The organism is Spiractinospora alimapuensis, from assembly GCF_018437505.1.
GTDB classification, from domain to species: domain Bacteria; phylum Actinomycetota; class Actinomycetes; order Streptosporangiales; family Streptosporangiaceae; genus Spiractinospora; species Spiractinospora alimapuensis.
The window spans coordinates 719,907-733,561 of record NZ_CP072467.1 but is presented as its reverse complement, the minus strand read 5'-3'; the positions used below and the strand labels follow the sequence as shown (position 1 = coordinate 733,561).

Annotated in this window: 12 protein-coding genes; 9 read left to right on the top strand and 3 right to left on the bottom strand. The window is 70.1% G+C overall.

What is annotated here, in order from left to right; translation table 11 throughout:
* The first annotated feature begins 31 nt into the window (after positions 1–31).
* The 3 genes from J4H86_RS03425 to J4H86_RS03410 are packed head-to-tail and all read left to right on the top strand — an operon-like array spanning position 32 to position 3,125.
* Positions 32–1,279, top strand: a complete 1,248-nt coding sequence (locus tag J4H86_RS03425; protein WP_269134524.1) for an extracellular solute-binding protein — start codon at positions 32–34, stop codon at positions 1,277–1,279.
* The gene (locus J4H86_RS03415) at positions 1,276–2,274 is read left to right on the top strand and encodes a carbohydrate ABC transporter permease (protein WP_394356437.1); all 999 of its coding nucleotides are present in this window, start codon (positions 1,276–1,278) and stop codon (positions 2,272–2,274) included. Before J4H86_RS03425 ends, J4H86_RS03415 begins: the two co-directional genes overlap by 4 nt.
* Positions 2,268–3,125: a sugar ABC transporter permease gene (locus J4H86_RS03410; RefSeq protein ID WP_236541972.1), complete on the top strand. Its 858-nt coding sequence runs from the start codon at positions 2,268–2,270 to the stop codon at positions 3,123–3,125. Before J4H86_RS03415 ends, J4H86_RS03410 begins: the two co-directional genes overlap by 7 nt.
* An 89-nt stretch (positions 3,126–3,214) precedes the next feature.
* Here J4H86_RS03410 and J4H86_RS03405 read toward each other — a convergent pair whose 3' ends face one another.
* Positions 3,215–4,198 (bottom strand): hypothetical protein, encoded by a 984-nt coding sequence (locus tag J4H86_RS03405; protein ID WP_236541970.1) that lies wholly within the window; start codon positions 4,196–4,198, stop codon positions 3,215–3,217.
* A gap of 243 nt (positions 4,199–4,441) precedes the next feature.
* Between J4H86_RS03405 and J4H86_RS03400 the strand changes: the two genes are divergently transcribed.
* Positions 4,442–5,935 (top strand): M48 family metallopeptidase, encoded by a 1,494-nt coding sequence (locus J4H86_RS03400; protein ID WP_236541968.1) that lies wholly within the window; start codon positions 4,442–4,444, stop codon positions 5,933–5,935.
* Between the two features lie 226 nt (positions 5,936–6,161).
* On the opposite strand, the gene mgtE is transcribed toward J4H86_RS03400, so the two are convergent.
* The gene (gene mgtE / locus J4H86_RS03395; RefSeq protein ID WP_236541966.1) at positions 6,162–7,490 is read right to left on the bottom strand and encodes a magnesium transporter; all 1,329 of its coding nucleotides are present in this window, start codon (positions 7,488–7,490) and stop codon (positions 6,162–6,164) included.
* Positions 7,491–7,987: 497 nt separating this feature from the next.
* On the opposite strand from mgtE, the gene J4H86_RS03390 reads away from it, so the two are divergent.
* From J4H86_RS03390 to J4H86_RS03370, 5 genes are all read left to right on the top strand, one after another.
* Positions 7,988–8,707: a dienelactone hydrolase family protein gene (locus J4H86_RS03390; RefSeq protein ID WP_236541964.1), complete on the top strand. Its 720-nt coding sequence runs from the start codon at positions 7,988–7,990 to the stop codon at positions 8,705–8,707.
* A 313-nt stretch (positions 8,708–9,020) separates the two neighbouring features.
* On the top strand, positions 9,021–9,455 hold the full coding sequence (locus J4H86_RS03385) for an SMI1/KNR4 family protein (protein WP_236541962.1): 435 nt from the start codon (positions 9,021–9,023) through the stop codon (positions 9,453–9,455).
* 326 nt (positions 9,456–9,781) lie between these two features.
* On the top strand, positions 9,782–10,420 hold the full coding sequence (def, locus tag J4H86_RS03380; protein ID WP_236541960.1) for a peptide deformylase: 639 nt from the start codon (positions 9,782–9,784) through the stop codon (positions 10,418–10,420).
* A gap of 413 nt (positions 10,421–10,833) precedes the next feature.
* The gene (locus J4H86_RS03375; RefSeq protein WP_236543879.1) at positions 10,834–12,066 is read left to right on the top strand and encodes an aminotransferase-like domain-containing protein; all 1,233 of its coding nucleotides are present in this window, start codon (positions 10,834–10,836) and stop codon (positions 12,064–12,066) included.
* Positions 12,067–12,157: 91 nt separating this feature from the next.
* Positions 12,158–13,111 (top strand): D-alanine--D-alanine ligase family protein, encoded by a 954-nt coding sequence (locus J4H86_RS03370; protein WP_236541958.1) that lies wholly within the window; start codon positions 12,158–12,160, stop codon positions 13,109–13,111.
* A 34-nt stretch (positions 13,112–13,145) separates the two neighbouring features.
* Here J4H86_RS03370 and J4H86_RS03365 read toward each other — a convergent pair whose 3' ends face one another.
* Positions 13,146–13,583 (bottom strand): hypothetical protein, encoded by a 438-nt coding sequence (locus J4H86_RS03365; protein ID WP_236541957.1) that lies wholly within the window; start codon positions 13,581–13,583, stop codon positions 13,146–13,148.
* Positions 13,584–13,655 lie beyond the last annotated feature (72 nt).

Sequence of the window (13,655 nt, the reverse complement as noted above, 5' to 3'; positions counted from 1 at the left end):
GGTCACGCGCAACCAACCGGAGGAGCGAAACATGCGGCTGATACGTGTCGTTGGTGCCGGGGCGGGACTGGCGCTCGCGGTGACGGCCTGTTCGGGCGGCGGGGGAGCGGCGGAGGGTGACGGCGAGGTGGGTGGGACCATCACCTACTGGGACACCTCCGACGCCGAGAACGAGGGACCGGCCTACGAGGCGGTGATCGCCGACTTCGAGGAGGAGCACGGCGTCACCGTGAACCACCAGTTCGAGGACTTCGACGACGCCCGGGACCGATTCGACCGTGCCGCCGCCTCGGGTGACGGAGCCCCCGACGTATTGCGCACGGAGGTGGGCTGGACGGCGGACTTCGCGAGCCTCGGCTATCTCCAGCCCCTCGACGACACCCCGGCGCTTGACGACGTCGACGACTTCCTGGACGGGCCGTGGAGCAGCGCCCAGTACGAGGGCACGACCTACGCCGTCCCCCAGGTCACCGACTCCCTCGCCCTGCTCTACAACGCCGACCTGCTCGCCGAGGCCGGGCACGACGAACCCCCCACGACCATGGACGACCTGGCCACGGTGGCCGGGGACGTGAGTGAGGAGACCGACGCCGACGGCATCTATCTCCACGTCGAGGGGTACTTCCTGCTGCCGTTCATCTTCGCCGAGGGCGGTCAGTGGGTGGACGACGCCGACGAGCGGATCACCATCAACGACCCTGAGGCGGTCGCCGGGCTGGAGAACGCGCTCGACCTCATGAACTCCGACGCCGCGCTCAGCCCCGACCTCGGCGAGAGCTACGACGTGATGATGGCGGCGTTCCGCGAGGGCGACGTCGCGATGATCATCAACGGGCCGTGGTCGATGGGCGACGCCCTGGGTGGCCCCGCGTTCGAGGACGCGGAGAACCTGGGGGTCCAGTCGCTGGAGGCCGGCGGGCCGACCGGAGGTCACAACTACTCCGTCTACGCGGGCTCGGAGAACCTCGAGACGGCCTACGCCTTCGTGGAGTACATGGCGTCGACCGAGACGCAGAGCCGGATCGCCGAGGAGCTCGGAACCCTTCCGACCCGGGAGTCGGCCTACGCCGCCCCGGCGGTGGAGGACCACCCGATCGTGTCCGCCTACGCCCCGGTCATGGAGGCCAGCCAGCCGGGCGCGTGGATCCCGGAGGCGGGCCAGATGTTCGTGCCCTTCGACGACGCCTATGAGGCGGCCGTCCTGGGAGACGTCAGCCCCCAGGAGGCCCTGGACGGCCTGGCCGACGAGTACCAGGCGCTCCTGCCCGACTGGGAATGACAAACGTGGCCACCACAGTCCAACGCCGCCGGGCCACGCCCGCGCGGCCTCCTCGCCCCCGCGCCGCGGAGCCGGGCCCCCTTCGGCGGTTCCTGCGCACCCACTGGTACGCCTGGGCGCTGACGGCACCGGTCGTCATCGTGATGTCGGTCGTCATCGCGTTCCCCTTCGCGCGCGGCCTGTGGCTGTCGTTCACCGACGCCGACAGACGCAACGTGTCCACCCGGATCGGCGAGAACGTCACCCCCGCGACCTACGAGTTCGTCGGGGTCGACAACTACGTCGCGATCCTGACCGGCGACGTCGGCGACTTCTGGGCGCGACTCACCTGGACCGTGGTGTGGACGCTGGCGTGCGTCGCCTGCCACTTCGGTCTCGGACTCGGGCTCGCGGTGATGCTCAACCGTCGGGTCGCGCTGCGCGGTGTCTACCGGGCCGTCATGATCCTGCCCTGGGCCGTGCCACCCTTCGTCAGCGCCTTCATCTGGCGCTACCTCTACCAGGGCGAGTACGGGCTGTTCAACGCCGCCCTGCGCGGGATGGGGTTCCCCGGTGTCGAGTGGCTCGGTGACCCGTTCTGGGCGAAGGTCGTGGTCATCACGATCAACGTGTGGCTGGGGGTCCCCTTCATGATGGTCGCGCTGCTGGGCGGCCTGCAGTCCATCCCGGGGCAGCTCTACGAGGCGGCGCGGGTGGACGGGGCCAGTCCCTGGCAACAGTTCCGCCACATCACCCTGCCCAGTCTGCGTCCGGTGGCCGCCCCGGTCGTGCTGATCGGCACCATCTGGACGTTCAACCAGTTCCCGGTGATCTTCCTGGTGACCGGTGGCGGGCCGGCGCGCAGCACCGACCTGCTCGTCACCTACGCCTTCCGCCTGTTCGGGGACGGCACCTACGGGGTCGCCTCCGCCTACGGAATGGTGATCCTGGGGCTCCTGCTGGTGCTGGGCGTCATCTACCAACGTGCGCTGCGACGAGAGGGGCAGGCATGGTGACCGCATCGGCTCGCGGGGGGCGGGAACGCGGCGTCCTCGCCTCCGTCGGCCTCCATCTCGGACTGGTGACGGCGAGCCTCATCGCGCTGTTGCCCGTGGTGTGGATCGTCCTCACCTCGATCCAGCCACGCCACGTGTGGCAGAGCACGTCGGTCGAGGTGGTGCGGGACCCGACGTTCGCGAACTACCTGCACGTCCTCACCGAGACACCGTTCCTGCGCTGGTTCGCCAACACCCTCGTCGTCGCGGGCCTCACGACGGTCGTGGCGCTCTTCCTCGCCGCGACGACCGGATACGCGGTCAGCCGGTTCCGGTTCCCGGGGATGCGGCCACTGATGTGGTCGCTGCTCATCACCCAGATGTTCCCGGTCGCGATCCTGATCGTGCCCCTCTACACGGTGTTGGTCCGACTCGGGCTCATCAACCACCATCTCGGCCTCACGCTCACCTACCTCACCATCGCGGTGCCGTTCTGCGCCTGGATGTTGCGGGGCTACTTCGACACCATCCCGACGGAGATCGATGAGGCGGGCCGGATGGACGGTCTCACACCGTTCGGCACCTTCTGGCGGCTCGTGTTGCCGTTGGCCAAACCCGGTCTCGCCGTGGTCGGCTTCTTCGCCTTCATCACCGCGTGGGGGGAGGTGGCGTTCGCGTCCGCGTTCATGATCGACGCCGACAACTTCACCCTGGCGGTGGGGCTGCGCACCCAGTTCGTGGCGGAACGCCGCGCGGAGTGGGGCTATTTGAGCGCGGCGGCCGTCATGATCGCCGTCCCGGCGCTCCTGGTGTTCCTCGGCGCCCAACGTCACCTGGAAGGGGGACTGACCGCGGGGGCGACCAAGACCTGACGTCGAAGTTGGCTTCGAGGCCGGCGCCAAGGGTGACCGGGACCCCTGGGGGAGGGGTGGACCGCTGACGCCGTCCACCCCTCGGCTGGTCACGGCCAGCGGATGTCGGTCGCGTGGGGCAGGGTGTCCTGCCGGGTGCCGCTCTCGGCGTCGATCGCTTCCCAGAGCTGCGACCACGCGTCCTCGGGTGAGTTGTCGGTCCCGTCGCAGGAACGCTGCTCGCAGGCCTTCTGCTGCGCCATCGCCCCGGCGAAACGCAACGCGCCCTCGCCGTTGGCCGCTCCCCACGCGCTGATCGAGGCCCACTGGCGTGCCTGGATCCCGTCGGTGCGATAGATCTGTGGGACGGCGGAGACACCACTGCCCGCACCGCCCGCGACGTAGTGGACGTCGGAGACCGACCATCCGTTGGAGCAGGAACCGCCGCCCGACCCCTGGGCGGGGCAGCCGTCGGCGGAGTTCGCGGCGTAGAGCGGAAGCTCGGTGGTCTGGAGGTAGGCGTCCACCCAGTCCCGGGCCCACTGGGGCGTGGACCAACTGGGCTCGGCGTCCACGCCCCCGACGACCGACACCGCCTCGGAACCGATCGAACCGCTGCCGGAGTCCACCACCTCGGCCCACGCGCGGCCGGCGTCGGAACCGCTCACCCCGCCGTCGTCCTTGTTGTTGACCCCCAGGGAGAGGATCGCCTCCGCGTCGCCCTTCCGACACGAGGTGAATCCCTCGGCCCATCGTGCGGCCACCTCGACCGCGCGGTCGGCGGAGACGCGCGCGCTCCGCGTCGCGGTGCTCGTACCCGGCTGACGGAGCTCACCGCCGCTCTCCTGCGTGCCGAAGAACAGGACCCTCAGGCCCGACCGACCCGTCTCCCCTTCGGCGCACCCCCACTCCTGGGCACGGTCCAGGTCCCCCGCAGTCCCCTCCAGCGGAACGTAGCGGCTGACGGTGGGCTCGGGCGCCTCACCGGAGCTGGCGCCGGCCGAGGTCGTGAGTGATCCGAAGGCGGTGGCGACCGCCGTGGCGAGGAGCAACAGACGCGTTGCCCCCACCCGCCGCGTGCGACTCAATGTCATCAATCCCTCGCTGTGAGTAGTGGAAGTGTGGGTTCACTCTCACCCGGGGCGCCGATCGAAGCAACCACCGCGAATCCCTCGTGACCTGGTGTGTCATGACAAATCCGGCGTATTCGCCGGGCCGGTGTAGGGGACGCGGCTCGGCACTGGAGAATCGACTACGTTCCTCGCAACGTGGCGCCCGCTCAAAGCCCCACTCCGCCCGACACCCGCGTCGTGGCGCCCCCTCGGTCAGGAGCCTCCATGGTCACCACCCTGCGTGCCGTCGTCGCCGTATCGCTGCTGCTGGGCTTCTACGTGCTGGTCGCCGTCGTGATCGGCCTCGCGGTCGTCATCGACGTCGCGGTCTTCCTGCGCGGCAACGGGCAGGGAGTCCAGGTCGCGGTCGCCGTCACGCTCGTCGCCATCGCCCTGGTCCGCGGTCTGGTGATGATCCCCCGACGCAACGACCACGAGCAGCCCGGAATCGCGGTGAGTGACCGCGACGAGCCGGAACTGTGGCGGACCGTCCGCGCGCTCGCCGACCAGGCGAGCACCCGGGCGCCCGACGAGATCCGTCTCGTGCCCGACGTCAACGCGGCGGTCAGCGAGGACACCACGATGCTGGGCCTGCGCGCCACCCGGCGTCGCATGCTGATCGGGGTCCCGCTGTTGATGACGCTGACCCGCGGGGAGATGCGGGCCGTGCTCGGCCACGAACTGGGGCACTACAGCGGTGCCCACACCCGCCTCGGCGCCCCGGTCTACCGGGGGCGCATCGCCCTCATCGCCGCGGTGCGGGGCCTGGAGGGCCACCGGTTCACCCAGTCCCTGTTCCGCGCCTACGCCAAGCTGTACCTGCGGGTCTCCCAGGCCGTCTCCCGCCGCCAGGAACTCGAGGCCGACGCGTTGGCGGTGCGCATCGCGGGCCGTTCGGCGATGGCCGGCGCGCTGCGCAAGGTGCACGCCTACGCGCCGGCGTGGGAGGTGTTCATGGAGTCCTACGCCGGGTTGGCCGGCCCCGCCCAGGCGCGGCCGGCGGACCTCTTCGGCGGGTTCCACGCCATGATCAACGACCCGGAACGCCAGCGGCAGATCGCCGAGTTCGCCTCCGCCCCGGAGCAGCCGACCCCCTACGACTCCCATCCGCCGCTGAGCGAGCGGGTGGCGGCGATCGCCCACCTGCCCGAGCCGGGAGGCGCCGTCGACGCGGCGCCCGCCGCCGCGCTCCTGGCCGATCCGGCCACGGCCGCCCGCGCCACGCAGGAGAGCCTGTGGACCGAGCAGGCCCGCGCGCTGCCCTCCCTTCCCTGGGAGCAGCTCGTGGCGCGCGGCATGTTCGTCGCGGCCAACATGGAGGCCTCGCGTGACCTCGCCGTGGCCGCCCAGCAGGTCCTCCACATCCAGCACCCGTTCCTCGACGCGGCGTTGGAGGTCCTCGGACGGGGCCAGGGACACCAGCTACACGCCGCGCTCGTCGCCCTGGGCTGGGACGACGACCCGCGCGTCCTACCGGTGGTGGTCCGCCGCGCCTTGGAGGCGGCGCTGATCGAACACGGCGTCGCCGCCTGGACGCTGTCCTGGTCGGAGGAAGCGCGGCTGCGGGACCGGGAGTCGAACGAGCTCGACCTCACCCACACGGCGGAGGCACTCATCACCGATCCGGTGGCGAGCGTGCCGCGCGTCCGGGAGTGGCTGGCGCACAACGGCGTCCCACGTGACCACCAGCCCCGCGCCGTGCGGGAACTCAGCGGCTGACCCCGCTTCCCGGCCAGGGAGTGTATTTGCGGGCATTCGGATCAGGGAGCGGCCGTCGCCCCTACTGGGTCCGCTTCGCGGATGGTGTCCCAGCGGGGGCCCGGGCTTCGGCTCGCACGGCGATCCGGCGAACGTCGTCCTGGCGGTCACGAGCCCCCAGCACCCCCCAACAGTGCCCCCCCAACAGCGCCCCCCAAAAAATGGCACAGCGGTGCGAAAACGCGACCTAGATGCCCAGCAGCGCGACGGCGATCGAGAAGTAGATCAGCAGTCCGGTGGCGTCGATCAGGGTGGCGATCAGCGGAGCCGAGATCACCGCCGGGTCGATTCCCAGCCGCTTGGCCAACACCGGCAGCATGCCGCCGGCCGTCGACGCCCACACACAGATGATCGCCAGCGTGGAGGAGATCACCACGGCGAAGGTCACCCCGAAGAAAAACCACACCACGGGGAACGCCACCGCCGCCAGCATCAGCCCGAGCATGAGACCCACCCGCGCCTCACGCGCGATGACCGCGGGCAGGTCCCGGAACCGGACCTCGCCCATGGCCATGGAGCGGACCACCACGGTCGCGGCCTGTGCTCCGCTGTTGCCCCCGGCGCCCATCAGCAGCGGGATGAACAGGGAGAGGGCCACCACGCTCTCCAGCGCGGACTCGAAGGCCGCGAGGACGTTCACCGTCAGCACCGCGGCCACACCGAGCAGCAACAGCCACCCGGCGCGCCGCCGAGCGAGGTAGAACGAGGTGGCCACGAGGTAGGGGCGGGTCAGGGGCTCCGAGCCCCCGCTGCGGGCCAGGTCCTCACTGGCCTCCTCCTCCAGCACCCGCATCGCGTCGTCCACCGCGATGATGCCGACGAGGCGCCGCTCGGAGTCCACCACGGGAATGGCGCCGAGGTCGTGGTGTTGGGGCAGGCGCGCGGCGTCCTCGGCGGGGGACGTGGTGGTGACCGCGATGTCGGGCAGCCGGGCGAGGTCGCCCACGGCACGGTCCGGCGCCGCCTTCACCAGTTCCACGACGTTGACGAGACCGAGGTAGCGGCGGGCGACGTCGATCACGAAGACGGTGGTGACCTCGTCGGGCCCCAGCGGACACCGGCGCACCGCCTCCAGTGCGCGCGCGGCCGAGACGTGGGGCCGCACCGCGAGGTAGTTCGGGTTGGCGATCCGCCCCGCGCTGTCGTCGGGGTAGGACAGCAGTATCCCCACCCGCGCCCGGTCGACGGCCGGCAGTGCGCTCAGGAGGCGTTTGGCGACCGCGGCGGGCGCCTCGTCGATGAGTCGCGCCTGGTCGTCGACGTCGAGTCCGCCAAGTACGTCGGCGGCCTCGGAGCTGGTCATGGCTTCCAGCAGCCGTACCCGCTCGTCGTCACTCAACAGCTCGAAGACCTCCACGGCGTACTGCTTGTCCAGGAGGCGGAAGGCGAGAACCCCTTCGGTGGCGGGCAGCTCGCGCAGGGCCGTGACCGTCTCCTCGGGATCCAGCGCGCGCAGGTCCGACTTGGCCTCGCGCAGCTCCCGGTCACGCAGGTGCTCCAGCAGGGTGGTGTTCATCTCAAGACTCCCGTCACGAGAACCCCACCCAGGGGCCGTGCGGGTCTATCGCACGCGCGGCTGCGGGTGAGGAGTGAGGTGGCCGTCGTCGCGGCGAAGCCAGCGACTATGACTGGGCTCGGATTCGGATTCCGCGACCCTGCATGATCGACTTGGCATTGCCCTCACCTCCTCGACTCGGATCCGCACCAGCAAAAGAAAAGGCCTCGTGGCGGCCAGTGGAACGACGGAGCATACGGCGACCCGACCACCGGGTGATCCCCACGGGCGGGCGGACGCTTTCCGACATCCGTCCCCGTCCGTGGCGACCGCGGAATGCCGTCTCCGCGCGGGAGTCAGCCCCAGACGGGCGTGGGCGAATGTCTGGACACAGCGTATTGAACCGTGAGTGGAGTGTCCAATCACCACGCGACCGGCACTGCGGCGCCACGGCCGACTTCTGCGAGAATCCACACCACCGTCCGCCCGCCGCGAGCGACTACCGAGGGGGAGCGCCCTTGACCACCGTCACGACCTCCGAGATCAGGGTCGACGACCTCACCGCGCACGTGGCCCGTCCCCCGACCGACACCGAGACGGGCATGCTCCTGCTGCCCATGGTCACCGGGATCGGTGCCCAGGTCCGCGCGTACGCGGCCGACGTGGCCGAGCGGGGGCACGTCGCGGTGGTGTGGGACCCGTGGCACGGGCCGAGCTCCGACGACACCCCGGTGGACGAGCTCCGGGTCATGATGAGCGGGCTGACCGACACCGGCTGCCTGGACGAACAGCGCCGACTGCTCGACCACATGCACGATACGCACGATGGTCTGGGACTGTGCCGCGTCGGCGTCATGGGGTGGTGTCTGGGGGGACGGTTCGCGCTACTCCTCGCCGCCCGCGACGCCCGCGTGGCCACCTGCGTCGCCTACCACCCGACCGTGCTCCCCGAAACACGCCCGAACCAGACCGAGGACGCCGTCGCCGCCGCCGGCCAGATCGCCGCACCGGTGAAGCTGGTCTATCCGGGCGACGACCATATCGTGCCACGGACCGTGTTCGACGACCTCCAGCGCGCACTGCAAGGGCGCCCGGAGGCCGCGACCAGCGTCGGCTACTACCCCGGAGCCGAACACGGATTCATGGAGGAGCGGCGCCGGGAGCGGCCGGCCAACCGGGCGGCCACCACCCAGTCGTGGGCGGAGACACTCGCCTTCGCCACGGCGACCCTGGGCTAGGTCGTGGTGGGTGGTGTCGACCTCGGTAAAGCGGGTCGAGCTGCGCCCCATCGGTTGGATGGGGCGTAGTCCCGGTGGGGGTGGAGAAATTCCGATGGGGGGGTACAACCGAGCGGAGTGGTTCCGCGACGCTGGGCTAGCACGGTTTTCGGCCACTCTGGGCGGGGAGCGGTGGCCGGTCCCCAACGTGGACCCGGGAACCGACCGGTGGTCGCGGCGCGCCCCAACGGCGCTGTTCCCACGGGTGAGGGGCAGCGGGCCTGGTCCGGGGCGCGGCACCCGCGGGGGTCGGCGTATGTGATGATGCATAAGTGTGTGGCGAGAACTGATTGACGAGCTCTATCCCGACGCGGAGCTCGCCGAACCCGCGGAGGAGGGTGAGCTGGCCCGGATCGAGACCGATCTCGGGCTTCCTTTGCCATGGGAACTCGCGTCCCTACTTCGCGAGGTGGACGGCGTCCGCAACTCCTACGGCGACGACATCGTATGGCCCGCCGCGCGCATCATCCACGACAACCTCCAAGCGCGGGCCGACCCGGACTACTCCGTGTTGTACGCGCCGTTGGACCTGCTGCTCTTCTTCGGTGACACCGACCTGGGCACCCAGTTCGCCTACGTGCACACCGACTACGGGCCGGGCATCGTCTACTGGGACCACCACACCGACCGACGCCGCCTCGTCGCGGCGCAGCTCAGCGACTACCTCGTCCGATGCTTCCGTTACGGCGGCCAATGGTGTCGCCGCTGAGGAACGCTAACCGTGAGCGGTGGTTTCCCGAGCCGTCATGGGCCGCCGACGCGGGCGAGACCCACACCCTCTGGGCCGGGTTCGATGAATCGTGGTGTCCAGTCCGCGGCGCTCGACGGAATTGGTGACGTGGGCGCGGTAGAGAATATTCTTGCGGCTGGTCGAGTCGTAGCCTGAGAGCATTCGGGTGACGCCTGCGGAGCTGGTTGTCGGACGGCGAGGATCTTTCCTCACCCGATCGGCGACGAAACGGGAAACCCATCCCGCGAGGGGTGGACTCGGCTCTCTTGAGGGAGACGAGGAAGTCAAGGTGGAGAGTGGGTTGCATGCCTGACGGCGCGAGCGTCTTCGTGCAGGGCGAGCCGGTGGACTCCTTCCCGGAGTTCGCCCCGGAGGCGCGTCGGGGCACGGTTCGTCGGATCACGGTGGTGGGCGAGGAGGTGCTGCACCGCCCCTGCCAACCGGCCACCGAGTTCGGTACCGCGGAGCTCACCCAGCTCATCGACGACATGTTCACGACCATGTACCTGGCCGAGGGCGTGGGGCTCGCCGCCAACCAGATCGGCGTGGACCTGCGGCTGTTCGTCTACGACTGCCCCGATGACGACGACGTGCGACACGTCGGTCACGTACTCAACCCCGTCGTGGAGCCACTGCCCGAGAACGATCGCACCCTCATCATCGACAACGAGGGCTGCCTGTCGGTGCCGGGCCCGCACATGGAGCTCGCCCGCCCCGAGACGACGCGACTGCGCGGCGTCGACAAGGACGGCGCGGAGGTCACGTTGGAGGCCTCCGGCTACTTCGCCCGATGCCTGCGACACGAGACCGACCACCTCAACGGCTGGCTGTACATCGACCGCCTGTCCAAGCGGGACCGGAAGAAGGCCCTGCGGGAGATGGAACGCATGCAGGAGGACGTCCTGGCCCGCCGCGCCGAGCGCGCCGAGGAGTTCGAGGGCTGATTGCCCGGCGTCCCCCCCGCTCCACCGGATGGACGGCGCGGCGCCGGACAGCGATTCCTCCCCGCTCCCGGAGCGCGCACCGACCTTCGAACTGGTGTCGGTAGGCGAAGGGATCTCCCCGCCGTGGGCGGCCACGGCAACGGCATGCCGCCCCACGGCGTGTGGCTCGCTCGCCCCCTCGCGACGGAGGGAGGAAGCCAAATCACGAGCCAGGGACGCCACACCAACCCCACAAACGCATAGACTGCGACGAAACGCCAGGGCAGTCCCCGAATTCCTCGCGGGACGCCCGCGGTCAGGAACTCATGCGGAGGTGGATCGTGCCCGTTGATCCCGAGTCCCACCAGCAGCCCGCCACCCAGGGCTCGCGTATCGACCCCAACCTCGACGCCTACGCGGCACGAGCTCGGGGAATGGTGGCCTCGGAGGTACGGGCACTCTTCGCGGTCGCGTCCCGGCCCGAGGTCGTCTCTCTCGCCGGAGGCATGCCCAACGTCTCGGCCCTGCCGCTGGAGGAACTGGGCGACCTCGTCTCCCGGGTCGTGACCGAGCAGGGCGCGACCGCGCTGCAGTACGGCTCGGCCCAGGGTGACCCCGCCCTGCGGGAGCACATCTGTGACGTGATGAGCCTCGAGGGGATCGACGCCTCCGCCGACGACGTCATCGTGACGGTCGGCTCGCAGCAGGCCCTGGACCTCATCACCCGCGTGTTCGTCGACCCCGGCGACGTCGTGGTCGCGGAGGCCCCGACGTACGTGACCGCGCTGAACACCTTCGCCGCCTTCCAGGCCGAGGTCGCCCACGTCACCATGGACGACGAAGGCGTCATCCCCGAGGCGCTGGAGGAGACGCTGGGCCGGCTGCGCGCCGAGGGACGTCGCGTCAAGTTCTTCTACACGGTGCCGACGTTCCAGAACCCCGCGGGTGTGACGTTGACCCCGGAGCGGCGACGCCGGGTGCTGGAGATCTGCGAACGCTTCGGGGTGCTGATCCTGGAGGACAACCCCTACGGTCTGCTGGGGTTCGACGGCGAGCCGATGCGCGCGCTGCGCGCCGACGCCCCGGACCGCGTGATCTACCTGGGCTCCTTCTCCAAGATCCTCTCGCCTGGTTTCCGGATGGGGTGGGCGCTGGCCCCCTCGGCCGTGCGGGCGAAACTGGTGCTCGCCGCGGAGTCGGCGATGTTGAGCCACTCGACGTTCAACCAGCTCGTCGTCGGTCAGTACCTGTCCACACACCCGTGGCGGGAACAGATCAAGACCTTCGGTGCCATGTACCGGGGCCGGTGTGAGGCGATGCTGGGCGCCCTGGACGGGCTCATGCCCGAGGGCTGTTCGTGGACGAAACCCGCCGGCGGATTCTTCGTCTGGTTGACGCTGCCGGAGGGGCTCGACTCCAAGGCGATGCTTCCACTGGCCGTGAACGAGCGGGTCGCCTACGTTCCCGGAACCGGCTTCTACGCCAACGAGGAGGGGCGCCGCAACATGCGGTTGTCCTTCTGCTACCCCACGCCCGAGCAGATCCGCGAGGGCGTGCGGCGGTTGTCCGGCGTCATCGAACGGGAGATCGCGCTGCGCGACACCTTCGGTGACGTCACGACACGACCCACCGACGGTACCGACGCCCCGAGCCCCGACGTTCCCTGAGGAGAACACCACGATGGAGGGTGGGGACGCGGCGGCGCGGCGTGCGGAGTCGAGCACGGCACAACGCGCAGGGCAGAGAAAGGACAACCCAATGGCCGATCTGGACCGTGTCTTGGTCCTCGCGGGTGGCATGTCGCCCGAGCACGAGGTGAGCGTCAGCTCCGGGCAACGTGTCGCCGACGCGCTGCGGCGCATGGGTCTGGAGGTCCAGGTCGCCGACACCGACGTGTCGTTGCTTCCCCAACTGCTCGGCGATCCCCCGCCGGTCGTCTTCCCCGTGCTCCACGGGACGGCCGGCGAGGACGGCGCCATCCGGGAGATCCTGGACCTGGCGGACGTCCCCTACGTGGGTGCCGCGCCCGGAGCGTGCCGGGTGGCGTTCGACAAGCCGACCGCCTCGGCCCTGGTCGCGGCCAGCGGCGTCGCGGTCCCGCGGGGCATCGCACTGCCCAAGCAGGTCTTCCACGACCTCGGGGCGAACGCGGTGATGGAACGCATCATCGACAAACTGGGCTTGCCGTTGTTCGTGAAGCCGGACCAGGGCGGTTCTGCGTTCGGGGCGGCGGAGGCGGTCGACGCCCAGGGACTGTCCTCGGCGTTGGTCGGCTGCTTCTCCCACGCCGACACCGCGGTGATCGAACAGCGGGTGCGTGGCACGGAGATCGCGGTGGGTGTGGTGGACCTCGGTGACGGCCCCCAGGCCCTGCCCGCGGTCGAGATCGTTCCCGACGGCGGGGTGTATGACTACGCGGCCCGCTACACGGCGGGACGCACGGAGTTCTTCTGCCCCGCCCGGCTGGAGGACTCGGTCGCCCGGGCCGCCGCCGAGGTGGCCGTCACCGCGCACCGGACCCTGGGGCTGCGCGACATCTCCCGCACCGACATCATCGTCGAGGCCGATGGAACCCCACGGTTCCTCGAGGTCAACGTGGCTCCGGGCCTCACCGAGACCTCCACGCTGCCCCAGGCGGCCGCGGCGGCCGGCATGGACTTCGCCGTCCTGTGCCGCGACCTCGCCCACGCCGCCGCCCAACGGGGACGCTGAGCGGGCGGTAGGGGCTCGCCGCGAGCCCCTACCGTCAGGGAACCTGACCGGTCGCCCGTCGCAGGGCGTGAATCAGTGCCACACTGGTTTGGCGGATGACGAGATCCTGTGTGCCGCGCGTGTTCGCGCGCTCGACCAGCACGCCACGGTGAACACGCTTCTGGGTGATCGGCGTGCGGCACGCGTCGCCACGGGAGAGCAGGCGGTCGCGGAAATCCTGGCGGTCGCGGAACGCGGTCACGCGTCGAGTGGTCCCGAGGGTCGTACGTGGACGCGAGACGGCCTGTACGTTTGGCCACGCTCTGGTTGACACGGCGTCGACGGCTTCGCCGTCGACGAGGCTGATGCCTTGAGCGGCGCCGGATGAGGCCGCCTCGGTCGTCAGGGAGACGCCCTTTTTCGGCTGTGTGTTCGTGGACATCGCCCGTGTCGAGGCCGCATTCGTCTCGGACAACGGCGGCAGCGCGCCCACGGGGACGCTTGCGTGGTCGTCGCTGTATGACGAGGTGGTGACCTTATCCTCACTGAATCCTCACTGAGGACC

What these genes read in the sequence shown, in the direction of transcription:
- J4H86_RS03425 (WP_269134524.1), top strand. Translation starts at nt 32, where the DNA reads ATGCGGCTGATACGTGTCGTTGGTGCCGGGGCGGGACTGGCGCTCGCG.
- J4H86_RS03415 (WP_394356437.1), top strand. Translation starts at nt 1,276, where the DNA reads ATGACAAACGTGGCCACCACAGTCCAACGCCGCCGGGCCACGCCCGCG.
- J4H86_RS03410 (WP_236541972.1), top strand. Translation starts at nt 2,268, where the DNA reads ATGGTGACCGCATCGGCTCGCGGGGGGCGGGAACGCGGCGTCCTCGCC.
- J4H86_RS03405 (WP_236541970.1), bottom strand. Translation starts at nt 4,198, where the DNA reads ATGACATTGAGTCGCACGCGGCGGGTGGGGGCAACGCGTCTGTTGCTC.
- J4H86_RS03400 (WP_236541968.1), top strand. Translation starts at nt 4,442, where the DNA reads ATGGTCACCACCCTGCGTGCCGTCGTCGCCGTATCGCTGCTGCTGGGC.
- mgtE (WP_236541966.1), bottom strand. Translation starts at nt 7,490, where the DNA reads ATGAACACCACCCTGCTGGAGCACCTGCGTGACCGGGAGCTGCGCGAG.
- def (WP_236541960.1), top strand. Translation starts at nt 9,782, where the DNA reads ATGCCTGACGGCGCGAGCGTCTTCGTGCAGGGCGAGCCGGTGGACTCC.
- J4H86_RS03375 (WP_236543879.1), top strand. Translation starts at nt 10,834, where the DNA reads ATGGTGGCCTCGGAGGTACGGGCACTCTTCGCGGTCGCGTCCCGGCCC.
- J4H86_RS03370 (WP_236541958.1), top strand. Translation starts at nt 12,158, where the DNA reads ATGGCCGATCTGGACCGTGTCTTGGTCCTCGCGGGTGGCATGTCGCCC.